Annotated in this window: 24 protein-coding genes and 4 tRNA genes; 6 read left to right on the top strand and 22 right to left on the bottom strand. The window is 57.6% G+C overall.

Going from position 1 to position 24,690, the window contains the following annotated elements; all coding sequences use genetic code 11:
- Genes ACQR3R_RS28875 through ACQR3R_RS28815 form a run of 13 tightly spaced genes read right to left on the bottom strand, consistent with a single transcriptional unit; the run spans position 1 to position 11,859 of the window.
- Entirely contained in the window at positions 1-1,050 is a 1,050-nt protein-coding gene (locus tag ACQR3R_RS28875) for a hypothetical protein (RefSeq protein WP_428277844.1), read from the bottom strand.
- On the bottom strand, positions 1,047-2,171 hold the full coding sequence (locus tag ACQR3R_RS28870) for a hypothetical protein (protein WP_428277842.1): 1,125 nt from the start codon (positions 2,169-2,171) through the stop codon (positions 1,047-1,049). The genes ACQR3R_RS28875 and ACQR3R_RS28870 overlap by 4 nt, the downstream gene beginning before the upstream one ends.
- A 14-nt stretch (positions 2,172-2,185) precedes the next feature.
- Entirely contained in the window at positions 2,186-3,370 is a 1,185-nt protein-coding gene (locus ACQR3R_RS28865) for a hypothetical protein (RefSeq protein WP_428277840.1), read from the bottom strand.
- The gene (locus ACQR3R_RS28860) at positions 3,367-5,253 is read right to left on the bottom strand and encodes a PEP/pyruvate-binding domain-containing protein (protein WP_428277838.1); all 1,887 of its coding nucleotides are present in this window, start codon (positions 5,251-5,253) and stop codon (positions 3,367-3,369) included. The genes ACQR3R_RS28865 and ACQR3R_RS28860 overlap by 4 nt, the downstream gene beginning before the upstream one ends.
- Before the next feature lie 15 nt (positions 5,254-5,268).
- Positions 5,269-5,856 (bottom strand): dCTP deaminase domain-containing protein, encoded by a 588-nt coding sequence (locus ACQR3R_RS28855; RefSeq protein WP_428277836.1) that lies wholly within the window; start codon positions 5,854-5,856, stop codon positions 5,269-5,271.
- Complete coding sequence (locus ACQR3R_RS28850; RefSeq protein ID WP_428278050.1) at positions 5,853-6,368, bottom strand: dCTP deaminase domain-containing protein; 516 nt, start codon at positions 6,366-6,368, stop codon at positions 5,853-5,855. Before ACQR3R_RS28850 ends, ACQR3R_RS28855 begins: the two co-directional genes overlap by 4 nt.
- Positions 6,368-6,706: a fatty acid desaturase gene (locus ACQR3R_RS28845; RefSeq protein WP_428277834.1), complete on the bottom strand. Its 339-nt coding sequence runs from the start codon at positions 6,704-6,706 to the stop codon at positions 6,368-6,370. Before ACQR3R_RS28845 ends, ACQR3R_RS28850 begins: the two co-directional genes overlap by 1 nt.
- A 41-nt stretch (positions 6,707-6,747) precedes the next feature.
- Positions 6,748-7,347: a fatty acid desaturase gene (locus tag ACQR3R_RS28840; protein ID WP_428277832.1), complete on the bottom strand. Its 600-nt coding sequence runs from the start codon at positions 7,345-7,347 to the stop codon at positions 6,748-6,750.
- Entirely contained in the window at positions 7,334-8,494 is a 1,161-nt protein-coding gene (locus tag ACQR3R_RS28835; RefSeq protein ID WP_428277830.1) for an SDR family oxidoreductase, read from the bottom strand. Before ACQR3R_RS28835 ends, ACQR3R_RS28840 begins: the two co-directional genes overlap by 14 nt.
- A 1-nt stretch (position 8,495) precedes the next feature.
- A complete protein-coding gene (locus tag ACQR3R_RS28830) occupies positions 8,496-8,963 on the bottom strand; it encodes an SRPBCC family protein (protein ID WP_428277828.1) in 468 nt (155 codons plus the stop codon).
- A gap of 12 nt (positions 8,964-8,975) precedes the next feature.
- Positions 8,976-10,232: an aminotransferase class III-fold pyridoxal phosphate-dependent enzyme gene (locus ACQR3R_RS28825; protein ID WP_428277826.1), complete on the bottom strand. Its 1,257-nt coding sequence runs from the start codon at positions 10,230-10,232 to the stop codon at positions 8,976-8,978.
- Positions 10,229-10,789: a DUF6031 family protein gene (locus ACQR3R_RS28820; RefSeq protein ID WP_428277824.1), complete on the bottom strand. Its 561-nt coding sequence runs from the start codon at positions 10,787-10,789 to the stop codon at positions 10,229-10,231. Before ACQR3R_RS28820 ends, ACQR3R_RS28825 begins: the two co-directional genes overlap by 4 nt.
- Positions 10,786-11,859 carry a DUF6001 family protein gene (locus ACQR3R_RS28815; protein ID WP_428277822.1) on the bottom strand — a complete coding sequence of 358 codons (1,074 nt, stop codon included), beginning with the start codon at positions 11,857-11,859 and terminating at the stop codon, positions 10,786-10,788. Before ACQR3R_RS28815 ends, ACQR3R_RS28820 begins: the two co-directional genes overlap by 4 nt.
- 408 nt (positions 11,860-12,267) lie before the next feature.
- On the opposite strand from ACQR3R_RS28815, the gene ACQR3R_RS28810 reads away from it, so the two are divergent.
- Positions 12,268-13,383 carry a hypothetical protein gene (locus tag ACQR3R_RS28810; RefSeq protein WP_428277820.1) on the top strand — a complete coding sequence of 372 codons (1,116 nt, stop codon included), beginning with the start codon at positions 12,268-12,270 and terminating at the stop codon, positions 13,381-13,383.
- A 128-nt stretch (positions 13,384-13,511) separates the two neighbouring features.
- Here ACQR3R_RS28810 and ACQR3R_RS28805 read toward each other — a convergent pair.
- The 4 genes from ACQR3R_RS28805 to ACQR3R_RS28790 form a co-directional block, all read right to left on the bottom strand.
- A tRNA-Gly gene (locus ACQR3R_RS28805) sits at positions 13,512-13,587 on the bottom strand.
- Positions 13,588-13,590: 3 nt separating this feature from the next.
- Positions 13,591-13,666: transfer RNA gene (locus ACQR3R_RS28800), tRNA-Glu, on the bottom strand.
- 105 nt (positions 13,667-13,771) lie between these two features.
- Positions 13,772-13,847: transfer RNA gene (locus ACQR3R_RS28795), tRNA-Gly, on the bottom strand.
- Positions 13,848-13,849: 2 nt separating this feature from the next.
- A tRNA-Glu gene (locus ACQR3R_RS28790) sits at positions 13,850-13,925 on the bottom strand.
- Between the two features lie 389 nt (positions 13,926-14,314).
- On the opposite strand from ACQR3R_RS28790, the gene ACQR3R_RS28785 reads away from it, so the two are divergent.
- Positions 14,315-15,073, top strand: coding sequence for a hypothetical protein (locus ACQR3R_RS28785; protein ID WP_428277818.1), 759 nt, complete (start codon positions 14,315-14,317; stop codon positions 15,071-15,073).
- A 94-nt stretch (positions 15,074-15,167) separates the two neighbouring features.
- On the opposite strand, the gene ACQR3R_RS28780 is transcribed toward ACQR3R_RS28785, so the two are convergent.
- From ACQR3R_RS28780 to ACQR3R_RS28765, 4 genes are all read right to left on the bottom strand, one after another.
- The gene (locus tag ACQR3R_RS28780; RefSeq protein WP_428277816.1) at positions 15,168-17,132 is read right to left on the bottom strand and encodes a methyl-accepting chemotaxis protein; all 1,965 of its coding nucleotides are present in this window, start codon (positions 17,130-17,132) and stop codon (positions 15,168-15,170) included.
- A 108-nt stretch (positions 17,133-17,240) separates the two neighbouring features.
- The gene (locus ACQR3R_RS28775; RefSeq protein WP_428277814.1) at positions 17,241-17,843 is read right to left on the bottom strand and encodes an aminotransferase class I/II-fold pyridoxal phosphate-dependent enzyme; all 603 of its coding nucleotides are present in this window, start codon (positions 17,841-17,843) and stop codon (positions 17,241-17,243) included.
- Positions 17,797-18,633, bottom strand: a complete 837-nt coding sequence (locus ACQR3R_RS28770; protein ID WP_428277812.1) for an aminotransferase class I/II-fold pyridoxal phosphate-dependent enzyme — start codon at positions 18,631-18,633, stop codon at positions 17,797-17,799. Before ACQR3R_RS28770 ends, ACQR3R_RS28775 begins: the two co-directional genes overlap by 47 nt.
- A gap of 187 nt (positions 18,634-18,820) precedes the next feature.
- On the bottom strand, positions 18,821-19,582 hold the full coding sequence (locus ACQR3R_RS28765) for an SDR family oxidoreductase (RefSeq protein ID WP_428277810.1): 762 nt from the start codon (positions 19,580-19,582) through the stop codon (positions 18,821-18,823).
- A 237-nt stretch (positions 19,583-19,819) separates the two neighbouring features.
- Here ACQR3R_RS28765 and ACQR3R_RS28760 point away from each other — a divergent pair, with 237 nt between their 5' ends.
- Positions 19,820-20,824 (top strand): zinc-binding dehydrogenase, encoded by a 1,005-nt coding sequence (locus tag ACQR3R_RS28760; protein WP_428277808.1) that lies wholly within the window; start codon positions 19,820-19,822, stop codon positions 20,822-20,824.
- Positions 20,825-20,876: 52 nt separating this feature from the next.
- Here the strand turns inward: ACQR3R_RS28760 and pyrF are convergent, their stop codons facing one another.
- On the bottom strand, positions 20,877-21,575 hold the full coding sequence (gene pyrF, locus ACQR3R_RS28755) for an orotidine-5'-phosphate decarboxylase (RefSeq protein WP_428277806.1): 699 nt from the start codon (positions 21,573-21,575) through the stop codon (positions 20,877-20,879).
- 293 nt (positions 21,576-21,868) lie between these two features.
- Between pyrF and ACQR3R_RS28750 the strand changes: the two genes are divergently transcribed.
- The 3 genes from ACQR3R_RS28750 to xopAW all read left to right on the top strand — a co-directional run bounded on the left by ACQR3R_RS28750 (position 21,869) and on the right by xopAW (position 24,643).
- Entirely contained in the window at positions 21,869-22,627 is a 759-nt protein-coding gene (locus ACQR3R_RS28750) for a response regulator (RefSeq protein ID WP_428277804.1), read from the top strand.
- The gene (locus tag ACQR3R_RS28745; protein ID WP_428277802.1) at positions 22,627-23,676 is read left to right on the top strand and encodes an ATP-binding protein; all 1,050 of its coding nucleotides are present in this window, start codon (positions 22,627-22,629) and stop codon (positions 23,674-23,676) included. Before ACQR3R_RS28750 ends, ACQR3R_RS28745 begins: the two co-directional genes overlap by 1 nt.
- 112 nt (positions 23,677-23,788) lie before the next feature.
- Positions 23,789-24,643 carry a XopAW family type III secretion system calcium-binding effector gene (gene xopAW, locus ACQR3R_RS28740; protein ID WP_428277800.1) on the top strand — a complete coding sequence of 285 codons (855 nt, stop codon included), beginning with the start codon at positions 23,789-23,791 and terminating at the stop codon, positions 24,641-24,643.
- Positions 24,644-24,690: the final 47 nt, after the last annotated feature.

Genomic DNA, 24,690 nt, shown 5'->3' with positions numbered 1-24,690 from the left:
TCAATCATTGGAAAGCCGTTGTGCGACGCCAACGCGACGTTGCCAAGGAACCCCAAGCAGGCCTTCAACGATCTGAGGGGGAACGGTGTCCGTCAGCGACCGGTGGTCGAGCAGGCCATGCCAGGTGGAGGTGACGAAACGATGTGGGCACTCGAACAAAGTCGATGACCTGATGTGCCCGAGAATCGCCGTGCGATTCAGGCTGTCTACCTGCAACGCGCCGCCACTTGCCACGTTCGGCAGCATGACCATGGACAACCTGCCGCAGCCTTCGGTACTGGTTTTTAACGCCGCCCACAGCGTTTGCGGCAGGCACAAGCATTTGTCGGTGTCGGCATTCGACTGATCGTTCGCGATCTGCGCCAGCTTCAGCCGTTGTGCCAACGCCGGGTGAGCGCGCAACGTGCCGATGCCGATATGCGGATAGTCCGGCCAAGCTCTGGCACGAACATGTCCGTCGACAATATCCAGCAGCAATTTGTCGCCGGAGAAATACCGGTAATCTCCCGACAGCACCAGGTCGAGCATTGTGCTGGTCTTGCCAGCACCTTTGGCGCCACCGATTGCGATGATTGCGCCATCGCGCGCGACTACCGCCGAGGCATGCATGATTACGCTGCCTTTCGCCTGTTCGACCAGCAATCCGTAATAGCGCACCAACTCAATCAGGTGAATGAACGCGCCTTCGCCGCCATAAAAATCGACAGTGTGGCGGGCCCGGTCGATCCGGTAACCGACCTCGGTGGCCGAATCCCAGGCGTAATCCAGCCCCGTTTTCGAGTCATGCCCACGCAACACCCGCAAGGTAAAACCGGGTGCATGGGTTTCGCGAATCAGCATCGGGGTCTGACAGGCATCGCGCCATTGCGCACGGAACGCTGCAACATCATGCAGGCGCAGAATCAAGTCGACCGATGCCACGCGGCCGGGCGGCGGTACAAAAAAGTACGGTGACAGAAAGGTGCGCAAACGTTGAGCCAGCAAACAGTGCGCCGTCTGATCATCAAGCTCGAAACAGTAACGATCGTTGGAAAGATACTGGCTGCTCATGAGCTGCGCCCCGTTGCAATCAACGCGGGAGGGATTGGGGATCGCAGGAACGCGAATCGATCGACCAACGGCTGGCATGTCGCGCCGTACACACCGAGAAACGAACGGAGGCTTATCATCAGGCTGTACAGGTCGGCTTCGATTGCGGCCCTGTCAATCAAAGACCCTGACTTGAGGAAGCGGACTTCGCCGCGCGTGGTCGCCACCGAATTTGGCGCCAATGGCGCGCACGTTTCGAAGGAGACGACAAACACGTTGCCGCTCTCGACCGACTCGCAAGGGACGCTGAACGCATATCGATAATACTCGCCCACAACCTGCAACGGGCCGTCGACCGCGATGCACATTGCCTCAAGGGTCGGCAAATCCAGCGACAATTCACGCGGGGAATGAGGCTCGCCACGGGGGCCACTGCGCAACAGTTGTACCAAGGGCTGGTTGACCGCCAATTTGCGCTGGTGACTGCAATGTTCAACCCAAACGTATCCGCCATCTTCGACTTCGCACGCGGTAACGCGATGATCCCGAATTTGAAACTCGTCCCCACACTGGCTGGTGAAGGGTGCCATCGCCTGGTTGAAGCTTCGGTCGAACCACGACTCCCCCAACATGCGCGCATGGCAACGGGCATCGACGGTAAAGGACTCAACCCAACTGCACGCGCTTTTGCGGTAACGGCATTCCCAGTTGTTGATCGCCAGATGATTGAGCTCGAACGCTTGCCACAGGGCCGGCGCCAGTTCAGCCAGCGTGCCCGGCTGATCAATGACCTGTGGCGGTTGTTCGAACAGCGAGCGATGCACGTCGACACGGCCCAGCAGATGGCTAATGTGCACTCGCCCACTTTGCAGCCTGACAACAGCCAGCGGAATAAAACTGTCACTGAGGTTATGGGTGTCGACATCGCCCAAGCCTGACATCACCGGCGCGCCATCTTCGCCCCAACGCGCAAGCATTGTGTAGCGACCACGAAGGTCAACGACAACCGTGTGTTTTCCCACCAGCGCGACGCCTGCATCTATCGCGTACAGCGTGCAGTCTCTCGCTTCAAGGGGCTGATTGTGACGAATCTTCCAGCTACCAAACACGATAGCGATGTGCGCAGTCGTAGGCGTTGACATGGGCGTCTGCTCTTTTACAAGGGTTTGAAAGTCGCGGTGCGGGCGAAGTCGAGTTTCGAATAGAGATCGTGTTGAAACAGCACGCCCTGCCCGGCGAGAAAGTCGCGGATCAGGTTGGACACCGATTCGAAGTCTGCTTCAACGTCGCGCAATCGATGCAGCGTTCGGCTGCGGCAATACTCGACTTCGACCTGGGCGAATTCGGCGCTACCATCGACCATGCGACACACATCGAAATAAGCACCGAAACCATTACCGGTTTTCAATGACTCAACATTGATGTCGATTCGTGTGCGCCGAAACGGCTTGAGTTGGCATACGTGCGCGTCAGTCATTGCGCGTGCTTTGCTGGCGATATCTGCGAAAACCACAGGCTGGTCGATATTGAAGTCTTCACGGCGGAGCTCGGCGTTCTCGACAAACCATTTGCGCTTGACCGCCATCAAGCCATCAGCTTGCGGGATGAACGAGATATAACCCGCCTCGGCTGGATCGCCAGTCACCTCAAAAATGTGCGACTCGTAGTCATAGGTCTGAAAATCACGGTCGATTTCCAGGATCAGATCCTTCAAGGCGCCTTCGCCAATCGCCCGATGCAGCGCCATGGACAGCCGCCACATGTCGGGGATGTGCAGCCCTGTAAACTTGCGTTCCAGCTCCATTTCCGGCCGCCAGCGCACGTACCAACATTCGTCGCTGAGCAAGGGCTGGACAGTCGCGACCCGAGCACTCACCAACGTCATCACGTGCTGCCACGCGACCCACGAACCGACAGTGATCGGCGCAACATCCATCACATGCAGAAACAATGCGCCCGCCTCGCCTTCATCGATGTAGTGATAAACGCTCGATTTGTCGGGGTGATGAACCACCGCCAGTTTAGCCAGCAAGGTCAGGCCCGCATTCACTCGACGGTACGTCGGGTCGAGCACGTTCATCCGCAGCCGACTCGCGCACGTTCGCTGGCGCTGACAGGCACTGAACACTTGAAAGTCGAAGCCGTGCATTGCCATCGGTACATGAGTGTCATACGCGTTGCAAAGCCAGCGCGAATTCAACGTGCCGCTCGGGATGAACAACCCATTACTGGCATGCCGCGCCAGTGGCGCTTCAACATCGACAGCGGTAACCAACGCAGAATCAAGCTTGCCGTTGCCGACACAGGGATCGAAAAACAGCAGGGACAAGTGAGTACTCATGGAGCCCTCCGTGCGTCGCTGGGCGGGTTCGATGACGACTGCGAGCTGAAGGTGATACGGCACCCCGCGAGTCCTGAGCGATACAACGCCTCGGACTCGACAGCGGGCACCCCGTGCTCACGCAACAGTATCGAAAGATGACAGAGCATCGATGCCTGTTCGAAAACAAAGCCGCGGGCGAAAGGCAACAATGCAGCGAGCGCGGCGTATGGCCGGGCAGAGATGACGATCGCTTGGCCATCGTGTGCCCGTAACTGACGTTCAAGCACTTCAAACCTGACGCCCAGCGACTGCGGGGTAGGAATCGAATTGATCGATACCGTGGCTGAAATACTGAGCTCCTCAAGCTGCCGGCCCGCTTCGACGACGATGGGCGGCCCCTCGGCATACCCCGGTGAAATAACCCGAATGGGCGACATGTCGTCCAGCGGAACGGAGGTCGACAGCGGGGAAAAATCAATTAAATGCAACTGCTTGGCATTGCTGACCCACTCCAGCTGCACAGAACCCAGTCGCTCACAGGCGGCCTGGGTGATCAAGTGCAGTTGCCTGGCATCGGCAGGTTCGCCCGCCCCTTTTGCCGCCAACCGTGCGTGCCGGGTTTTGGCGAGCCCGCGATTGATCGCCAGCAAGCCTTCCTCCGACCATTCGCAAAAGGTCGAGCCATCGTCACAAGCCTGGGTGATCAACCCGGTTTCACCCTTCAAAAACTCGCGTATGACAAAACAGGTAACGCGTTCGTCGCTGAGTTCAAGCAGTCGCTCAAACAAGGTGTCGCGATCAAGAATTTGCTGGCGGACGTGGCCGCCAAAATCCAGTAGCACCTGCGCAGTATTGAATGTCTTAAGCATCGGCCTGCACACCGCCGACTCCGTGAGCCCTTGGCGGTTGGCCCTGACGAGCAGCGCCTTACCTGCCGCGACGCCGTGATCGCGGGCAAAAATCGCCAAGGGCCGGCGCTTGCTACGAAAATGCTGGGCAAAATCGGGCAACGGACGAAAGTCCAGCAACTCATCATCGTCCGCCATGTAAAGCTCGGCCCAGCACAACACTGGCGCAAGACTGCGAGCTTCACGCAGGCTGGTAATGGGCCGCGCCTGAAGGAGCCATAGCTGATGTTCGTCAGCCGCCCATTCAATATCGGCGGGCACCCCGAGTGCCGCCGATGCGGCTTCGGCCAACGCGGCCACCTCAAGCAGCAACGCCTTGTGTGGCGTCAGCTGCGGCCCACAGCTCAGGCGCCGAGCCTGGACGCGCGCCGCCATGCCCTTCTCTACCCCGGATACCATCGTGTCCGCGAGTGACTCGATCGTTTCGATCAGGACCACCGCTTCACCGGTCAACGGGTCATGGCTGAAAGCAACGCCTGCCAGCCGCGCATCGACCATGCGCTGCACGATCACGGTCATTTCGACCGGTGTCTCTATCGTCGCCCCTCGAACGCGTTCCAGAAGCGCCTGACGCGACACCACGGAACGCCAGACATCGAGCATGGCAGCCTTGAGTGGCGGCAACCCCTGAACCTGAAGATGGGTGGTAAAAATGCCGGCAAAACTTCGCTGGCCACCGTCCTCGACATTGGCCGAAGAACGCACTGCAAAAACAGTATCGGCGTCAAATCCTGCCTGGGCCAGGCATGCCTCGAGATGAGCATCGGCCCCGTCAAGCCATTCCATGTCGGCCAGCCGTGCGATGTGCTCCAGATGCTCGTCAAGAAATGCGCCGGCCGTGACCCGTATCGTTTTCAATGCCTCCTCCATGGCCTGCCTGCGCGCCTCGAAGCCATGCCAGAAAAGGCTGAAATCAACCTCGGTAAATGCGCGCAAAGCAGGCACAGGCAGGGTCTTGGAAAGGTTTTGTAATGTCAGGTACTTGTTGGACACATTCACCTCCGACGCCTATTGAAAGGGTGGTTTTACACGGGGAGTTGCGCTGTCGAATGGGAGTGCGGAGGGCGGACATCGCGCACTCTCGAAATCCATGAATATTCGCGAAGCGAACGCTTCGGTCGCGCCTTGATACTTGCCGTTGTACAACTCGATGTCGCCCTTCACGTTCCAGAACATCATCTGACCGATGCTCATCCCCGGGTAAACCCGAATGCGATTCAGGGCATACAGCTGCAGCGTCCAGCGCCCCACGAAACCGATGTCACCCAACGGCGCCGACAGATTGATGAACATTCCCAACCGGGCAATGGAGGAACGCGCCGCGTAAGTCGGAACAAAATGCGTACTGCCCATGGTCTCGATGCTCGACGCCAGGTACAGCTTTCTTGGTTGCAATTCGAAGCCTTGCGGGCCTATTTCAAAAGTGCGAGTAAAAGCCTCGGTGTGCACGTCAATCACGTCGTCTTCGTAGACCTTCAATTGGTTGTGCAGATGAAAGGCGTAACTGTTGGGATTGACGTTCTCATGGGAAAAAGGACTGATAACGATCTCCCCCGAACGCACGCGATTTTCGATTTCACTGCCGGTCAAGATCATGAGCAATCCAGGATGATTTTCGAGGCTTCGGCACTTTTCGAATCCAGGTAGCGGCCCGTATAACCTGCGGTCACACCGAGGTTGGACCAGAAGCAGACTTTGGCAATCTTGATCCCGGCGTATATGCGCACGGGTTGGGTGACCACTATTTCGAGGGTCCAGCTGATAGTTGCCCCCGTGTGGCCAAGTGGTGCGCTGGTCTGAATGAAAACGCCGCAGGAGGCGATAGACATGTTTGCGTAAAGCTCGCTGGCGAAATCAATTCCGCCGATCCGCTCCGCCGTGGCCCCGAGGTAGAAGTGATTAGGGCGCAACACAAAACCCTGGGAAGGAATGCGATGCTCCATCACTTTCAACTCACAGTGAGGATCGATACGGTCACTGCAATACTCCAGCAGTAACGCGCCCAAATGGCAGCCGTAGGAGTTGACCTCCACATGTTCGAGGTCGAACGGTTCTATGACCACGCGGCCTCTCTCACGCATTTTGATAATTTCCGAACCGGTCAACATCATGCGCTGCCATCCCTGAACAACTCGGCCAGCACGCACCGTTTGCCCAACAGGTAACCTTCGGTATTGCACGCTGCTGCGCTGTCCGGCAGCCGCAATGCCAATCGTCGCGAGAGCGTGTCGAGGGCGTAATTGGGCACCCGTTCAAACAGGTGATGTTCCCAGTGGCGGTTGATGTTGCAGGGAGCAAACAGGCAACGCTCCAGCCAACCGGGGCTGACACTGCGTGCGTCGCGCATGACGCTCCGGGCACCAAGCCGCGCATGCTCCGAGAGACTGCGAATGCGCAGGATCGGCGCCAGGAAGAACAACAATGGGGCGACCCAATACAACAGCACGCCCTGCCAGGCTTGACACTAGGCGATGACGATCAAGGCACTTATAAAAAAATGATCGCCTGCAGACGTTCAGCCCGCGAGGATGAAACCGGTGTGCTAAACAGCCCGAACACGCTGAAACGGTCCATCGTGCGTAACGAGTCCAGGGTTGATAGCCCACTGAGGTCGCGCAACAGGGCTCGCCACAAAAACCCTCGACTGGGTGGCGCGAAAGAATCCGCATAATCAGGGTCTGCCGGGGTATTCAGATGTTTGTGATGGTTCATGTGGTGGGTGCGATAGCGTGACGTACTGAGAGTCATGCAGAACGCGAGCAGCACATTGGAGATCAAGTCGTTACGGCGCTTGTCACGGCTGATCAACACATGCGCCGCATCGTGCATCAGCACCAGCAGTGCATGCTGGCGCGTAGCAATAACCAGCATTGCCAACACCGACACCCACACCGCATCGATCATTTCAGCCAACATGACTGCGAGGGTGATCACCAGCCACTGACTGCCTATTTGCAGCGCTCGCCGCCCACGGCTGAGCCGCTTGAGGTCTGCCGCTAAATCCGCATGATCTCGCGCTAACCTGGCGCGCTCGATACTCCTGTCGCGGGCCGTACCGTGTGGCATGCCGCGTTCAAGTGTGTTCATTGAAATCGTTCTCCCGTGAAGCCGTGGAGAGGGTCTGCCGGGAGGAAGTGGCAGCCGATTTCGCGGCGATCCGGCAAAGAATCGCTTGGGCATCCGGTGAATGAGCCAGCCAGTAATCCACTGCTTTAGGCAGAAACGCCTCGGCACTCGGCGCCGGGATTCGAACGTTCAATGGCGGCCTGACGTGATCGCTTTCGGCATAGACGCCGTAGATCTGAAGCAGGCGTTCGAAGTAGCGAAAATCTCGCGTTGAAATACCTTCGGGGCGCCACGCCAGCAACGCGCGTTTTAAAAAGTCCCACTGCCGGCTGCGCAAAATCGGGACCGGCGTCAGCGGCGCTAACCCGGCCTTGTGCCGCACACGGTCAATGCGCGATTCAATGATGCGAATAACCTGTTGATACGGCCTGCGTGCCTCTCCGCTCGAGGCCACCACGTCACGCGGCTCCCCTCCGGCAACACAATCGCTGACAAGGTGAATCAACTCATCCACTACCCAGTCGATCGGCACCAGATCGAACAGACCCCGGCGATTACCCACCAGAAACGGTGGCGACCAGGAGTGGATAAAACGGATTAACGGGTAGAGGCCATGAAACCGACTGATCGCACCGTCAATGCTGTCACCGACCACCAGGCTGCAACTAAACACCGAAATGGGCATCTGGTGACCGTAGAGTTCACGTAGCCCACGCTCGGCTGCCGCCTTACTTTGCTCATAGCCGTTTCGATACACCCAGCCATGGCTGCGGGTAAAAGCTGTCGACACATAGATAAAATGCGGGTGTCGCACTACTTTCCGGACAAACCCGCAAAACCGTTCAGCACCTTGCACATTCAGCTCGCGCATCTGCTCGTACGTCTTGTCCCACGCCACATCTGCCGCCAGATGAACTGCGCAGGCACGCTCCACGCCAGCCATGCTGGCAGCCAGCAGAGTCAGTGAGGCGGCATCGGTCAGGTCGGCAATCTTGCACTGCAGGCGAACCCGACAATTCATCGGCAACGCTTGTATGCATCGGCTGGCCGCTTCGGCAGAACGGAACACAGCGATGACGCCCGACGTCGGGTAACGGCTTAGCCAATCCCGGACGAAGCGCGAACCCAGCGCTCCACTGGCACCGCTGACAATCAAGGTAGAAGACACGTCAGTGCCGTCCGTAAATGGCCAATTGTTTGCGGTGCGCCAGCAATTGGTGACGTATGCCGTCCAGCATCTGGATGTTGTTCGCTCGAATGGCCCGCTCGCCCAGCGGATGAAGCACATCGGCAAGCGAGGGGATGCCCAGGTCGAAGGTGACATTCAGGTCGACATGCAAGCCATCCGGGCGTCGTATCAGCAGCCACTCGCCATACCAGACCTCAAGATCACCTTCGGTCTGGGTGAACTTGATGCGCTCGCACGGTATTAGCCAGTCCCGTTCGGTCCAGGTCAGCTCGCTGCCATTGATCAGCACCCGCCACGAGCTGGTGACGCAGTCATTTTTCCGGTGGGAAACGGTCACCTCCAGCACGTCGTTCATGAACGCCGGGTAGCGGGCGAAGTCGCTAAGAATTGGCCACACTTCAGACGGCTCGAAGTCGCCAAGAAGGACACTGCTGGATACGTCAGGCATTGGAACTCTCCGTCATTGGATTGAGTGATAAGCCGCGTCGACGGCATCGCAAAATGCCTGGATGCCCCATTCGAGATCTTCTCGGGAGATGGTTGCACTGGGGTATACCCGCAAGACATCGGTCGACGTCAGGCAGAACGCGACCAATACGCCGCGATGCGCGGCTTCGATCAGGGTCAGTGCAACGTATTGGCTGGAAGCGAATTCGACGCCAATCATCAGGCCACTGCCGCGCACGTCTTTCACCGCAGGTGAACCTTTGAGTCGTACGCGCAATAGGGCCAGGGCCACCTGCCCGAGTTCACGCACCCGCCAACAGAAGTCGGCCTGCGAAACCACGCTAACCACCGCGCCGGCAACCGCTCCAGCCAACGCGCTGCCAGCAAATGAGGAGGCGTGCACCACAGGATCGCGGGCCGCAGCGCCAAACCGACGCCTGTCATAAATGGCTGCCGCCACTGGAAAAACACCACCGCCCAGGGTTTTGCCGAACACGATGATGTCTGCCGGTGCGCCGCATACCAATGCGCCCGAACGCCCAAGGCCGGACTGGATTTCGTCGTGAATCATGAACGCTGCATGTTTGTGGCAGAGGGCTGACAGTTCAGCCAGAAACGTCACATCTACGGGCCTGATTCCGCCCTCTCCTTGAATGGGCTCGGCAATAATCGCGGCGACATCACCTGCCGCCAAGGCAACTTGGGCCGCCTCAAGATCGCCAGCGTCGATGAACACTGCATCTTCTGCATGCGTCAGCGCGGCACATCCGCGGTAGCCATAACTGATAGCCAGAGCACCACTGGTACGCCCGTGATAGGCGTATTTGAGCGCAATGATTCGGCGTTTTCCCGTCTGCATGCGCACCAGTTTCAGTGCGGCCTCGATCGCTTCCGACCCGCTATTGCCATACAGCACGCCGTAAGCCGGGTATCCGACGCACGTCGCTAATTGCTCCGCAGCCGCCAGGCTCGGCTCATTGGCGAGGATCCGGCTGGAAAGCCCCAACGACGTTAGTTGTTCGCTGAGCGCGGCAACAACCTGCGGGTGACGATGGCCCAGCAGGTGCAAACCGAAAGAGCCGAAATCCAGCCAGCGACGCCCGGTGTCATCAGTGATCCATGCACCCTCGGCCGAGTGTTCGGCAGCCGTCAGGCCCGCCATGCTCAACATCAACCCTTGTTCGCGGCCGAATACCGCGCCGTAACGATCGATAAACAAGGCATTACCTTTTCGCGCCGCAACGGTTGGCGCAAGGCCGGGGATATTCACAATGACCTCATCAAGGGCACCAGGAATGTCGCGTCGCGCCCGGCCAGACGACAGGATTTGTCCCAGTCGCGTAACGTGCGAAGCACTTGCCCCTGGGTGCCGGGCAACAAGGGGTTGAACAGTTCACCGGGAAAAGCCTCAAGCATTTCCCTGAAAAGATTGATCAACCGGTCGGTACTTTCAGATTCCGCGGCAGCATCGACATCGGCCGGAATGCCCAGCCAATCGATACTCACATCACCCGAGCTGGCGATCACTTGCGATAGCCCATACTCCGCGAACAGAGCAAAGTGGTGCAGTTGATGAGGCACAACGGCCCCGGCGAGGCGGCAGTCAATGTCCAGCATCAGCTCGGCCAGTTTGATGCGCAACGCGTCGACGACCTTGGGCTCACTGGCGGCCCCCTGAAGATCCTCCAGGTAAGCTTCAAGCTCGGTCATCAACAACCAGGCCACCGAGATCAGCCTTTCGGCATGCAATCCGGCCGGGTAGACAAACCCTGCGCGAAGGCGTGGGAACCATTGTCGAGGGAGCAATGCATCACGGGTCGAAGTCATGACCCGGCACCTGCTAGTGTTGTGTTGCGCTGCGCCAGCGAGAATTCGATCAGCCCGGCACGCGCGCCGCGTAAGAGGTAATCCGCCATGTGTGGCGACTGCCCGACGAGATCGGAAGGTCGCGTATCGGGAATATCTGCCAGAACCCCGGAAGGCAACAATGTCGCCTGCTGCTCCTCGTTCAGCACAAACGTCACACCGGGCATAAAAGCGCTGGAGGCGTACACATCGACATGAGGCTTGAGACTGGCGTAGTCAGGTTCACAGTTGAATTCGCGTTCCGCCCGTTCGACCAGTTCACACAAACGCATAACATCATCACGTTGCAAACCACCACGACAAGCAGGATAAGTTCGCTGCCATAGTTGCTCCATGGACCTACTGAGTTCGTCCTCCACGAACACCATCAACACAGTAAACGCTGTGTACCAACGCAATAACGTCCACTTTCGATTTGAATTAACCCACCCTTTTTTTGCTAAAACTGCATTCATGAGAAATAGCACGGCATTGCTTGCATACGCCGCGGCAGCGCGGTATTCACCGCTGCGCCAAGCCAATATGCTAAAGCACGCACTTTGTCGAAAATCATCGAAAGCAGCACAAGCCCATACGGAACTTAACGCACTCTGATGCTCAAGGTAAGGCAACTCTTCTTTTGTTGAAACTCCCGATATCAAGCGCTCCATATACTTTTTGGGAATCGGCTGATGTTTTTCCCAGCTCTTGAAAGTGACGAGTTTATCAAGCGTGCTTTGACGTGCTGTGAGTGCTAACTCTGCAAAAGCACGTTCGACGTCTTCCAGAGCAAATGCCACCACCTCCAGATGATGTTCGCCGAGATAAATTTGCGAAGCCATCGCTTGATCCTGCTGCAGTGCAGGCACCAGGCAGATCAGGTCGATATCACTGCCGACATTGGCGATGCCGTGCACCGGCGAGCTGGTGATCAACGCCGTATGCACCTCGGCATACTGGCGCTTCACCACGCCTTGCAGTTGACTGAAAGAAAGTTGGCGCACCGCCAGAAACTGCCGGGTATTATTTAAAAAGAAAGGGTGATAATCCATATACATACACCTCAGATCATCGAAATAACCTGGCGAAAATCAATCCATATATTCGATCCGCTTTGTTTTACGCGCTTACCAAAATTAAGCAATCAACAAATAACCCAGAAAAAAACAACTATTAACTTCCGGCTAAAAACAAACAGATATTGAACGCAACACTAAACACTTTGAAGACCTTTTGCCCTATAGGCCCGACCCGTCATATTTTTATGACCGCTCCCGAAAAAGCAAGAAAACGACTACAGCCCAATACACTTTTTAAACAGAAAAAAATTCTCACTAAACACCGACTCACCTGCCGCATTTTCTTATTAATCAAGAACTCGACCTTTATTCAAAAATATCCTGCTGCGCGAGTACTCTCCATGGCTCGCCCACTTAAATTTTAAAACAAGGAAATACGGCATGGACGACCTGCAAACCCAACTTTCCGATAATACCGTTGATACCTTCTACACGCTGGACCGCCACTGGATCACCGAAAATGCTCGACACTTCAATGCCTGCTTCCCGGGAACCGTGCTTTACGCGGTAAAAGCCAACCCGCTGCCCGAAGTAATCAGCGCTTTGCATCTGGGCGGCATTCAACATTTTGACGTCGCCTCGCTGGCGGAGGTCGCCATCGTCGACAGCGCTCTGCAGAGCTCGACTCAATACCTCATGAACCCGGTCAAATCCCGCCATTGCATTCACGAGGCATACTACCGTTTTGGGGTGCGCTGTTTCGTACTTGATAGCCCGCAAGAGCTGAGCAAGCTTCGTGAAGAACTCCCAAACGACGACAGTTCCATCACTGCTTTTGTGCGCTACGCCCCATCACAATCGAGCGCTGTTTACGATCTGCGGGGCAAATTCGGGGTGGCGGTCGATCAAGCGGCGGATTTGATTCACTTACTGGAATCGAGCACCCAGTGGGACGCAGGTCTTTCCTTTCACGTAGGCTCGCAAGCAATCGAGACCGGCCCCTATCTCAGCGCACTCAATGATGCGCAAACCATTATTCGAGCAGCTCACCAGCGCATCAGGCACCTTGATGTCGGTGGAGGTTTTCCCGGGATCTACCTCAACTCGAAAGGCAATACGCCCGAACTCATTGACGCCATCAGCGATCACATTGCGACCAGCGCGGCATTGAAGGAGTTGAACCTGATCTGCGAGGCGGGCCGCAGCCTGGTCTATGGCGGCATGACATTGTTCGCCCGCGTGATCGCAAGGCACGAGCAGAACGTTTTCTGCGGGGCAGGGATATTCGGCGGGCTGCTATCGGCTCAGCAGTGGTTGCAGTTCCCGGTTCAAGTCTGGCGCGATGGGGAGCCCTACAATGGCGGAGGGAATGATGTCTTCCAGATTTTCGGGCCGACGTGCGACAGCATGGATCGACTGGCCTTCCCCTATACGCTGGTGCACGACCTGGCTGAAGGTGACTGGCTGGAGTTCCAATCGACAGGCGCCTATTCCGTATCTTTGCGAACCCCGTTTAACGGATTTTATGCCGATCGCGTCGTGTTACTGCCGACCTGAAGGCGAAAGCGAAAAAAACCAGACGATTTTCATCTCGGGACTTTTTTCGTGCCTGAGCTGATTTTCGTGCTGAAGCTAAATCACACGCATACAAAAACGCCGCTCAATGAGCGGCGTTTTTGTGAAATTGGAGCGGGAAACGAGACTCGAACTCGCGACCCCGACCTTGGCAAGGTCGTGCTCTACCAACTGAGCTATTCCCGCAAATGGCGTCCCCTAGGGGACTCGAACCCCTGTTACCGCCGTGAAAGGGCGGTGTCCTAGGCCACTAGACGAAGGGGACACGCTAACTGAAACACATGGTGTGTGTTTCAGTGCCCAAATCCGTATCCGAAGATATCGGTTCTGGTTTCACTCAGCCCTGCCCTGAGGCAACGCTGTTTAAAATTGGAGCGGGAAACGAGACTCGAACTCGCGACCCCGACCTTGGCAAGGTCGTGCTCTACCAACTGAGCTATTCCCGCATTGGCGTCCCCTAGGGGACTCGAACCCCTGTTACCGCCGTGAAAGGGCGGTGTCCTAGGCCACTAGACGAAGGGGACACACGTACAACATTCACTTCCTACCGCGTTTCGCTGTGTGCTTTACGCTGTAAGTGGCGCGCATTCTATGGATGGATTGAAGGGTCGTCAACCCCCAGATATAAATTTATTTAAATCAATGACTTCGCCCTGCTTTCAGACGCCAATCCGGGTTTTGCGATGTCCGGCGTTTGGCGCCTATATTCTGACACTCTCCAAGGCGTTATAGTCCGTCCAGCAGATGATGGCAATGTGCAACCCGGCTGCTTGCGCTTATTTATACGCAGTCACGGCCGATAACCATAGAGCGTCGTATTTTTCATCCCGTCGAGCGGCCCTATGCGCTCCCATGCCAAGCCACTAAACTCGCACGCGCACTCCATAAAGAGGTTCTACCGGTGACACCACTCATGATCACCCTGCTAGTCCTAGCCGGGATCGCACTATTGATCGCCATTGGCTACATGAACCATGTGGTGGAAAACAATAAGCTGGAAAAGGCCCGAACCAAGGTTGAACTCAATGATCGCTTGCGTCGTTGCGGCGAGATTACCGAGACATTCCCAGGCCAGTTGATGACACCGGGTCTTAAGCTGTTGCTGACCCGCCTCGAACTGAACGTCTGCCAACGCTTGCTGCACCTGGAAAAATCCAGCGCCAACCTCAAGGCGCGAATTGTGGAGCTGCAAGCGCTTGTGGAACAGGGCGAATCGATACCGGTCAACAACCCACCGGCACCGATCCAGACCGAGGCCAAAGCCAAGGATGTGCGTTTCCTGCTTGAGGCCTTGCACGGGCAAATCACTCGCGCGGCTCAGGACGGATTTTTGCCAACGAATGAAGCCAAGCGCTGGGTGCGCGAAGTCCGCCATATCCTGGTGCTGCTGCACATCGAGTTTTTCAACAACCTCGGCCAGCACTCGCTGCAACAAAATCAACCGGGTCAGGCTCGCCTGGCTTTCGAACGCGGCGTGCAATACCTGCGCAAACAACAAGACCCACAGGTTTACGCCGAGCAACTTCAATACCTGGAAAAACTTCTGGCCCGCGCCAACGCGCAAGTGATGGACAACAACGCCCCGGCCGAGGACGAAGTCAATCAGTTGACTGAAGGCCTCAAAGACGTCGAGGCCGATGCGGACTGGAAAAAGAAAGTGATCTACGACTGATCGGCGAACCACGAAAAAGCCACCGTAGCAGGTGGCTTTTTTTCGCGTCGAACTTGATGAATTCAGGCGTCCGGGAAAGCGTCCGGCGCTGTGGCTAAAGCCGAAAGTGCCCCACCATTCCTTTCAGTTCAACCCCCAGTTGCGCCAGTTCGATACTGGATGCGGCATTCCCCCGCATCGCCAGCGCAGACTGATCGGCACTGGCGCGAATACTCGTCACGCTGCGATTGATCTCCTCGGCCACCGAACTCTGCTCCTCGGCCGCCGCTGCAATCTGCTGGTTCATCTGCTGAATCAACGACACTGCCGCAGCGATACTCCCCAGCGCACTCTCGGTTTGTAGCGCATCACTGACGGCCAGTTTTACCAGATCGCCACTGTTCTGAATTTGCTGCACTGAGGACTGGGCCGCCGCGCGCAGTGCGCTGACCAACTGCTCGATTTCCGCGGTCGATTGCTGGGTCCGTTTTGCCAACGCCCGGACTTCATCCGCGACCACCGCAAACCCACGGCCCTGCTCGCCCGCCCGCGCCGCTTCGATGGCTGCGTTGAGCGCCAGAAGGTTAGTCTGTTCGGCGACACTTTTGATCACTCCGAGCACCGTGCCGATGTTCTGGATTTGCGCACTCAGGCTTTCAATGCTCGAACTGGCAGAGGTGGCCGAGTCCGCCAACTGTTCGATCCGCGCCATGCTCTGGCGCACCACCTGCTGGCCGCTTTCGACCTTGCCGTCCGCGGTTTGCGCGGCTTGGGCTGCCTCCTCGGCGTTACGCGCAACATCGTGAACCGTGGCGGTCATTTGATTCATCGCCGTAGCGACCTGCTCGGTTTCCTCTTTCTGGCTATTGACCTCAAGGTTGGTCTGCTCGGTCACCGCCGACAGCGATTGCGCCGAACTGGCCAACTGTTCGATACCTGCCTGTAAACCACTGACAATGTTGCCAAGCCCCGCGCCCATTTGCTGCATGGCCTGCATCAACTGACCGATTTCGTCACGGCGCGTCACCTCGACGGTTGCACTCAAATCGCCGGCAGCGATCTGCTGGGCAACGAGAATCACACTGCGCAATGGCCCAACGATCAACCGGGTAATCACCCATGCCGCAATCAGGCCCACCACCAAGGCAAGCGCAGAGGAGCCGATGATCAGCATGGCGTTCTTTTTCAGCTCGGTTTGCATCGACAGGTCTTCGGCGACGTACGCCTGATCGACCCGCTCAACCACCTGAGCGGCGCGTTGGTGAAGTTGCTCATAGACGGTTTTTTCTTGGGCGAGCAACCCGGTGTACTCGGCCAGTTTTTCGCTGAAACTCGCAATGTGGCCGCTGACCTCATTAAGAACAGTCTGGTAGCCCTCGTCCTTGACCGTGGTTTTCAACTGCTCAGCCTGGGTCAGCGCCTGATCGGCCTGCTCGATCTTGCCCTGCCCTGCACTGTCATCACCTTTGCGGCTCTGGTCCAGACGCACGCGTGCTTCGTTCATGGCTTGCAACATCAGCCGCGACACCTGGCTGACCTGGCCGGCCTGCTCAATAAATTGCCCGCCGTCCTTACCCTCGGACTCCTTCAACGCATACGCACCGTCATCGGCAAGCCCGGCCTGCAGCACATCAAGGTTGTTGGCCACACTGGACACCGACCAACTGGCCATTTCCAGCGCCAGGTCCTTGGCCTGACTGAGCGAGACAAACTCGTCGAACGCCTTGCGATAGGCGCCGAGAGACTGCTCGACATCGTTCATCACCGGTACGTTTGCGGCAGATTCGGCTTTAAGCCGCGTGGCTTTAGCGATCAAGCTGTCGATGCCATCGTGCAAGGCATCAACGGTTTTAGGATTGCCGTGCAGAGCATATTCCTGCTCCAGCAAACGCACCTTGAGCAAACCGCTGTTGAGCGACGACATTTGCTTGAGGCCATCGAAACGATGGCTGATGGTTTGCAGGGACCACACGCCGATGGCTGCTACCAGTGCGGTTAACAGCAGCACCAGCACAAATCCGACACCCAGTTTTTTCGCCATACCGAGGTTGGCAAAACGTCCTTGCACGGCCGAAATCATTGCACTTAGTCCCCTGACATAGTCTGTTAACGCAGATTCGCAACGGGCCTGTACCAACACAAGTCTCTGGCGTCGGAATAATGGCAAAAAGCTACGTTGACGTCGTTTTCAGGACGTTTGAGGTCGATTAAGGCCTGTGGCCTGAAAAAACGCCCGGGCTCGTGGATCGCAGGCGTAAGCCACATTGATCCGCAGCCATTCACCACCCGTAGCGGTGGCACTGAAAGCCTTCGCGCAAGAGAGCAGGACGCCAAAGCGTTGTGCCTGGATCCGGACCTCAGCGTAGCTGGAATGTCGGGCGCGTGCCCATATGAACAGGCCACCCGAAGGCTTGCCGAAAACCTCCCAATCGGCATCTTCGAGCATTTGCAGCACAGTGCCCCGATCACTGTTCAAACGCTGGCGTTGGCGGTGCACCAATTTACGATACGCGCCGCTGGCCAGAAGAGATGCCAGCACCGACTCGCAAAACCGTGACGCGCCCATGCTGCTGATCATCTTGACCTCGGCCAGCCGAGAAACAAGCTGTGCCCCTGCCACCACAAAACCGACGCGCAGTGAACTGCTGAGGGTTTTCGAATAGCTGCCAACGTAGATCACGTTGTCATCGGTATCCAATGCCGCGAGCCGCATCCCATGACCGCTGTACAGATCGGCGTAGACGTCATCTTCGATCACCAGCACGCCGTGGGTTTTCGCCAGTTGCAGCACCTGTTGTGCGACGAGGGGGTGCCAGATTGCTGCCTGTGGGGTTGTGATAGAAGCTGTTGATGAACAGTGCCCGAGGCTGGTGATTCGCCAGCAGCGTCTCGAGTATGTCGAGATCGGGGCCACGCGGAGTTCGCGGCACTTCGATCATCCGAACACCGTGCAGCCGTAGCAAATCGAACAACAAGGAATAACCGGGGCTTTCGACCACCACGCAATCACCGGGTTTGAGTAAAGTGCGCGCAATCAGGTCCAGGCCTTGGCTGGCCCCCGCCGTGGTCAGGATCTGATTCTCATTGACCACCATGTCGAGCTGTAGCAACTGTTTACGGATCTGCTGGCGCAAGGCTGGCAAGCCTAGCGGCGTGCTGTAGTTGAACAGTCCCGCCATGTCAGTGCGCGTGATTTGCCGAATCGCGTAGCTCAAGTCATCCGGTTCGCGCCAACTTTCAGGCAACCCGCCGCAGCCCAACTTCAGCTCGCCAAACCTGTCACCCGCTGTCTTCTCAGTGCCTTCAAACCAAGGCAAGTCGAGGTGCTCGGGCGCCGACAGCACCGGCGAGGCGACAAAAAAACCGGCGCCATGACGAGCGCCCAATACACCTTGAACCACCAAGCGCTCGCAGGCTTCGACGACACTGGATTGGCTAAGCAAGTTGATTTGTGCGATTTGCCGTACCGATGGCAAACGTGTCCCCGGCAACACCTCGCTACAGCGCAGCCAGCACGACAACGCGTCGACGATTTGCTGCACGACCGGCACTAGCGCCTGTCGATCGATTCTCAACTCCATGAGCAAGCAAACTCCTGTTCTTTTTGGCCCGAAGCAGTTAATCACAGGCACGTCTCAAGGGATGTGCGACAACACCGTCAAAACCACGGGTTCTAACCATTTGAAACACATTGGCCCGTCAATGGAGCAAAAAAAACCCGCACTTGCAGGGCACAAGCGCGGGTTTTCGACACCACAGGGCGTTGTTTCAGAACGCCGTAACACCACCGTCCACTGCCAGTGAATGACCGGTGGTGAACGCTGCGCCATCACTGCACAGGTACAGCACGGCGCTGGCAATTTCCTCGACTTTGCCGATGCGCCCCACCGGATGCATGGCATTGGCGAACTCGGCCTTTTTTGGATCTGCTTCATAGGCGCGACGGAACATATCGGTGTCGATCACTGCCGGACACACCGCGTTCACACGAATTTTTTTCTTGGCGTACTCGATGGCTGCCGATTTTGTCAGGCCAATCACCGCATGTTTCGACGCCGCGTAGATACTCATCTTTGGCGCCGCGCCGAGGCCAGCGACCGAGGCCGTGTTGACGATTGCACCACCGCCCTGTGCCAACAGCAACGGTAACTGGTACTTCATGCACAGCCAGACGCCTTTGACGTTGACGCCCATGATCGCGTCGAACTCGTCGATCGTACCGTCTGCCAATTTACCTTTCTCAATTTCAATGCCGGCGTTGTTAAAGGCGTAGTCGAGACGGCCGTAGGTTTTCACCACTTCGGCCATCAGATTTTTTACATCGTCTTCCAGGGTGACGTTGCAGCGCACGAAGGTTGCTACACCACCCGCCGTACGAATCAGCGCTACTGTGCCTTCGCCACCGGCGGTGTCCATGTCGGCAACCACCACTTTCACTCCTTCAGCGGCGAATGCCTGGGCGGTCGCGCGGCCAATGCCATTGGCGGCGCCAGTCACAACCGCGACCTGGCCAGAAAACGTCATGCTCATTGTTATGCCCTCAAACAGAAAATGTGCGCGGGATCGCCTGCGCCCAGTCTAGTCACAGGCTGCCGTGGCACGTCAGCACTATAAAAAATCCCGTTGGGCACCCATGAGTTGCAGTGATGGCGCGACCACACTGATTATCACTGCACTGGATCGAAGTGCATTCGCCGTATCAGCCAAACTTGCGACATGGGCTCCGAGAGGCTATCAACAAGGCTTCATTCATCTTGAGTGCCTGTCATGACTACCCAGACCAATCGCCAGTTCCTGCTCGCCAAACGTCCGGTGGGTGCGGCAACCCGCGAGACTTTCACGTACCAGGAAATACCGGTCGGCGAACCGGCCTCGGGTCAGATAGTGGTCAAAAACGAATACTTGTCCCTGGATCCCGCCATGCGTGGCTGGATGAACGAGGGCAAGTCCTACATTCCGCCAGTCGCTCTCGGTGAAGTAATGCGAGCGCTGGGTGTAGGCAAAGTAATTGCTTCAAACAATCCGGGCTTCGCTGTCGGCGACTACGTAAACGGCGCAGTCGGCGTGCAGGATTACTTTGTCGGTGCGCCACAAAACTTCTACAAGGTTGATCCAAAACTGGCGCCATTGCCGGTTTACCTATCTGCTCTGGGCATGACCGGGATGACGGCCTACTTCGCGTTGCTCGACGTCGGCGTACCGAAAGCAGGTGAAACCGTCGTGCTATCAGGTGCAGCAGGCGCGGTGGGCAGCATTGCCGGGCAAATTGCCAAAATCAAAGGCTGCCGCGTGATAGGTATCGCGGGCGGTGCAGACAAGTGCAAGTTCCTGATCGATGAACTGGGCTTTGACGGAGCCATCGATTACAAGAACGAAGACGTCCATGAGGGGCTGAAGCGCGAATGCCCTAAAGGTGTCGACGTGTATTTCGATAACGTCGGCGGCGATATTCTCGACGCGGTATTAAGCCGCCTGCGGCTAAAAGCACGCGTGGTGATCTGCGGGGCCATCAGCCAGTACAACAACAAAGAAGCGATCAAAGGCCCGGCAAATTATTTGTCGTTGCTGGTGAATCGGGCACGGATGGAAGGTTTTGTAGTGATGGACTATGCCGATCGATTCGCTGCCGCCGGGCAGGAAATGGCTGGATGGATGGCCAAAGGGCAGCTCAAGAGCAAGGAAGATATTGTTGAAGGGCTGGAAACATTCCCGGAGACGCTGATGAAATTGTTCAGCGGGGAAAATTTCGGCAAGCTGGTTTTGAAGGTTTAACTCACCTCAAACCGCTGTGGGAGCGGGCTCGCTCCCACAGGTTTTACCGCGTTTAAGCGATCTCGGCGACGACGGCGGCCAATGCTTGGGCCGGGTCGGGTGCTTGGCTGATCGGACGGCCGATTACCAGATAATCGGAGCCTGCATCCAGCGCTTGGCGTGGCGTTAGAATGCGGCGCTGATCATCTTGGGCGCTGCCGGCAGGACGAATTCCCGGGGTCACCAATTGCAGCGACGGGTGAGCCGACTTCAAGGCCTGGGCCTCGAGTGCCGAGCACACCAAACCGTCCATCCCGGCTTTTTCCGCCAGTGCCGCCAGCCGCAACACCTGCTCCTGCGGCTCGATGTCCAGGCCGATGGCGGCCAGGTCTTCACGCTCCATGCTGGTCAGCACGGTCACACCGATCAACAGCGGCTGTGGGCCGGTGCGCTGATCCAGGACTTCACGGCACGCTGCCATCATGCGCAAACCACCCGAGCAGTGCACGTTGACCATCCACACGCCCATTTCGGCTGCCGCTTTTACCGCCATGGCGGTGGTGTTCGGAATGTCGTGGAACTTGAGGTCCAGGAACACTTCGAAACCCTTGTCGCGCAGAGTGCCAACGATTTCCGAGGCGCAACTGGTAAACAGTTCCTTGCCGACTTTGACCCGGCACAGTTTGGGGTCCAACTGGTCGGCCAGCTTCAGTGCGGCGTCACGGGTGGGGTAATCCAGGGCGACGATGATAGGAGTCTGGCAGACGGACATGTGCGGGCTCTCAGGCAGGACGAAATCGGCGCGCATTGTAGCGGAACCAGCAGCGCTGCGGGACCCGATGATCGGTAATTCGTCGCCGCGGCTCAAGCAAGACTAGCCCGTCAGCCAATTGTGTCGAGCCGGATACACTCAGGACACGCTCACTACATCCTTCCGCTCTACCCTCGGCAGCCGCAACACGTCCTTACAGCACTTCCCGCCTTCGGGCCGGACGCCTATGCTGAAGCCACAAACCCGCGGCCTATCTTTGTGGTCGGCAGCCTCCCAGGCAGATGAACGCACGCATGCACAACACCACAGCACCTGTGAACGACGATCAAAAAGCGCCTGGCGACGATAAACGCTGGAGCATCCGCGCACTGATTGTCGACGACGACGTCCCAATCCGTGAACTGATGATCGATTACCTGGCCCGGTTCAATATTCACGCCAGCGGCGTCACCGATGGCGCCGCCATGCGCCAGGCACTGCAAGCGGAGCATTACGACGTGGTGGTGCTGGACCTGATGCTGCCCGGCGAGGACGGTCTGTCGCTGTGCCGCTGGCTGCGCGCGGAATCAGACATCCCGATCCTGATGCTCACGGCGCGGTGCGAGCCCACCGACCGGATCATCGGTCTGGAACTGGGTGCTGACGACTACATGGCCAAGCCGTTCGAACCGCGAGAACTGGTCGCGCGGATTCAAACCATCCTGCGCCGAGTGCGCGATGATCGCACCGAACAGCGCGCCAACATTCGCTTCGATAACTGGCGCTTGAACAGCGTGCTGCGACAATTGATCGCCGCCGACGGTCTCGTAGTGCCGTTGTCGAATGCCGAGTTCCGCTTGCTGTGGGTGTTCATTGAACGGCCGCGCCGGGTACTTAGCCGCGAACAATTGCTGGACGCTGCTCGCGGTCGTTCGATCGAAGCGTTTGATCGCAGCATCGATTTGCTGGTGTCACGTCTGCGCCAGAAACTCGGGGACGACCCGAAAGCGCCACAGTTGATCAAAACCGTTCGCGGTGAGGGTTACCTGTTCGACGCTCGAGACATCGGCTGATGCGTGCGCGCTTCGATACGCTGTTCGGCCGCCTGTTTGGCGTATTGCTGATCGCGATTATCCTGGCGCACCTGTTGGCGTTTGCCTGGTTCCATCATTACGGTCCGCCACCTCCGCCGCCACCGCAGGAGTTCTCCCAAGGCGTGAACGGACAGCATCCGTCGATGGACCCGCGCTTCGAAAAGCGGCCCCCGCGCCCATGGTTTGGCGGCCCCTTGGTGCCACTCACGTTTCAGCTTGTTTCATTGATCATTGCCGCCTGGTACGGCGCAAAATTGCTGAGCCGGCCGATCCAGCGCCTGAGCGATGCTGCCGAGCGCCTCAGCGAAAATCTCGACAGCACGCCTTTGGAAGAGTCCGGCCCGCGAGAAGCCCGGCAAGCCGCCTATACCTTCAACCTGATGCAGAAGCGGATTATCGAGCAAGTGCATCAACGATCGCGGATGCTGGGGGCCGTGTCACACGACTTGCGCACGCCGCTGTCGCGGCTCAAATTGCGCCTGGAACAGATTGAAGACGACAAGTTGCAGGGTCAGATGCGCCAGGACCTGGACGACATGATCAGCATGCTCGACGCCACCCTCACCTATTTGCACGAACAACGTACCAGCGAAGCCCGGCAATGGATGGACGTGCAGGCGCTCGTGGAATCGATGTGCGAAAACGCCCAGGACCAGGGCGCCGATGTTCAGGTCAGCGGTCATTGCGCACCGCTGCAGGTACAACCGATGGCTCTGCGCTCAAGCCTGAACAACCTGTTGGACAATGCGTTGAGGTATGCCGGCCAGGCGCTCATTACCCTCGAAGACCATCGTGAACAGTTGATAATCCGGGTCATCGACCATGGTCCTGGCATTGCGCCAGATAAACGTGAAGCCGTGTTCGAGCCATTCTTTCGCCTGGAAGGATCGCGCAATCGCAACTCCGGCGGCGTGGGCCTGGGCATGACCATCGCCCGCGAGGCCGCAGAGCGTCTGGGCGGACAACTGAGCCTGGAAGAAACCCTCGGTGGCGGCCTGACCGCCGTCATTCGCTTGCCGCGCAGCTGAATTGAGCTGTGTGTACCAACCGGTACAAACCTCATATACCCACGACAAACTACCCCTTGAACCTGCATAAGCCGGTGCGCCCACCGGTTTTCCATTCCAGGGAGTGAGCCCAATGATCGGTAGCGTCAGCAACTACACGAGCTATACCAGCAGCACCAGCAGCACCGCCACCAGCAACGCCCGTAGCCAGCAATTTCAAAAAGAACTACTCGCCAAACTCGACACCAACGGTGATGGCGCAGTGGATCAGGACGAACTCAAAAGCGCCTTGTCCGAGAAATCCGACGACGGCTTGTTGGTCAGCCTGAGCAAAAACTTTGCCGACCTGGACAGCGATGACAGCGGCAGCTTGAGCAGCGAGGAAATGGCAGCGATGGCACCACCGCCGCCGCCACAAGGGGATCACGCCCCCGACACCGAGCTTGCTGATGCGTTGATCAGCGCCCTCGACACTGACGGCGACGGCGCCATCAGCAGTGACGAACTCAGCACCGGGCTGACCAGCGCCGGAAGCAGTGCCGATAGCAAAGAGCTTTTCTCGGCACTGGACAAGAACCAGGACGGCACCGTCAGCAAAGACGAACTTGCCGCCAGCCTTGCTCCACCGCCTGCGCCGCCACAACAGGCGTCCAGTGACCAATTGTTCAGCCAACTCGATGCCGATGGCGACGGTACGGTCACCGCCACCGAATTAAGCAGCGCGTTGCAGGCCAGTGATAGCACCTCATCGACCAGCACCGACACCAGCGCGGCATTGCTCAAAGTGCTGGACAGTGACAACAGCGGCGGTGTTAGCAGCAGTGAACTGAAAGCCGCGTTGCAGGCAGGACGCGAGAACAACAGTGACAACTCGACAGATCAGTCGAACGTGAGTGAAGCGCTGAACAAGATGATCGCCAACCTGAGCAAGCAATATTCGCTCGACAAAGTGGCGACCGTGGGCAAGTACTTGAATGTGGCGACCTGAGTAAAAAGCCTCGTCGGAATGCCTGCTGTGGGCGGCATTCCGACGAT

The organism is Gordonia sp. IEGM753 (assembly GCF_050321825.1).
Classification (GTDB): domain Bacteria; phylum Pseudomonadota; class Gammaproteobacteria; order Pseudomonadales; family Pseudomonadaceae; genus Aquipseudomonas.
This window is presented reverse-complemented; position numbering and strand designations above follow the sequence as displayed.

Bases quoted from the DNA above. Each gene is read 5' to 3' on its own strand.
- ACQR3R_RS28785 (WP_428277818.1), top strand. From the start codon at position 14,315: ATGATCACCCTGCTAGTCCTAGCCGGGATCGCACTATTGATCGCCATT.
- ACQR3R_RS28815 (WP_428277822.1), bottom strand. From the start codon at position 11,859: ATGGATTATCACCCTTTCTTTTTAAATAATACCCGGCAGTTTCTGGCG.
- ACQR3R_RS28865 (WP_428277840.1), bottom strand. From the start codon at position 3,370: ATGAGTACTCACTTGTCCCTGCTGTTTTTCGATCCCTGTGTCGGCAAC.
- ACQR3R_RS28830 (WP_428277828.1), bottom strand. From the start codon at position 8,963: ATGCCTGACGTATCCAGCAGTGTCCTTCTTGGCGACTTCGAGCCGTCT.
- ACQR3R_RS28810 (WP_428277820.1), top strand. From the start codon at position 12,268: ATGGACGACCTGCAAACCCAACTTTCCGATAATACCGTTGATACCTTC.
- ACQR3R_RS28855 (WP_428277836.1), bottom strand. From the start codon at position 5,856: ATGATCTTGACCGGCAGTGAAATCGAAAATCGCGTGCGTTCGGGGGAG.
- ACQR3R_RS28850 (WP_428278050.1), bottom strand. From the start codon at position 6,368: ATGTTGACCGGTTCGGAAATTATCAAAATGCGTGAGAGAGGCCGCGTG.
- ACQR3R_RS28820 (WP_428277824.1), bottom strand. From the start codon at position 10,789: ATGACTTCGACCCGTGATGCATTGCTCCCTCGACAATGGTTCCCACGC.
- ACQR3R_RS28870 (WP_428277842.1), bottom strand. From the start codon at position 2,171: ATGTCAACGCCTACGACTGCGCACATCGCTATCGTGTTTGGTAGCTGG.
- ACQR3R_RS28745 (WP_428277802.1), top strand. From the start codon at position 22,627: ATGCGTGCGCGCTTCGATACGCTGTTCGGCCGCCTGTTTGGCGTATTG.
- ACQR3R_RS28765 (WP_428277810.1), bottom strand. From the start codon at position 19,582: ATGAGCATGACGTTTTCTGGCCAGGTCGCGGTTGTGACTGGCGCCGCC.
- ACQR3R_RS28770 (WP_428277812.1), bottom strand. From the start codon at position 18,633: ATGGAGTTGAGAATCGATCGACAGGCGCTAGTGCCGGTCGTGCAGCAA.
- xopAW (WP_428277800.1), top strand. From the start codon at position 23,789: ATGATCGGTAGCGTCAGCAACTACACGAGCTATACCAGCAGCACCAGC.
- ACQR3R_RS28760 (WP_428277808.1), top strand. From the start codon at position 19,820: ATGACTACCCAGACCAATCGCCAGTTCCTGCTCGCCAAACGTCCGGTG.
- ACQR3R_RS28780 (WP_428277816.1), bottom strand. From the start codon at position 17,132: ATGATTTCGGCCGTGCAAGGACGTTTTGCCAACCTCGGTATGGCGAAA.
- pyrF (WP_428277806.1), bottom strand. From the start codon at position 21,575: ATGTCCGTCTGCCAGACTCCTATCATCGTCGCCCTGGATTACCCCACC.
- ACQR3R_RS28840 (WP_428277832.1), bottom strand. From the start codon at position 7,347: ATGAACACACTTGAACGCGGCATGCCACACGGTACGGCCCGCGACAGG.
- ACQR3R_RS28750 (WP_428277804.1), top strand. From the start codon at position 21,869: ATGCACAACACCACAGCACCTGTGAACGACGATCAAAAAGCGCCTGGC.
- ACQR3R_RS28875 (WP_428277844.1), bottom strand. From the start codon at position 1,050: ATGAGCAGCCAGTATCTTTCCAACGATCGTTACTGTTTCGAGCTTGAT.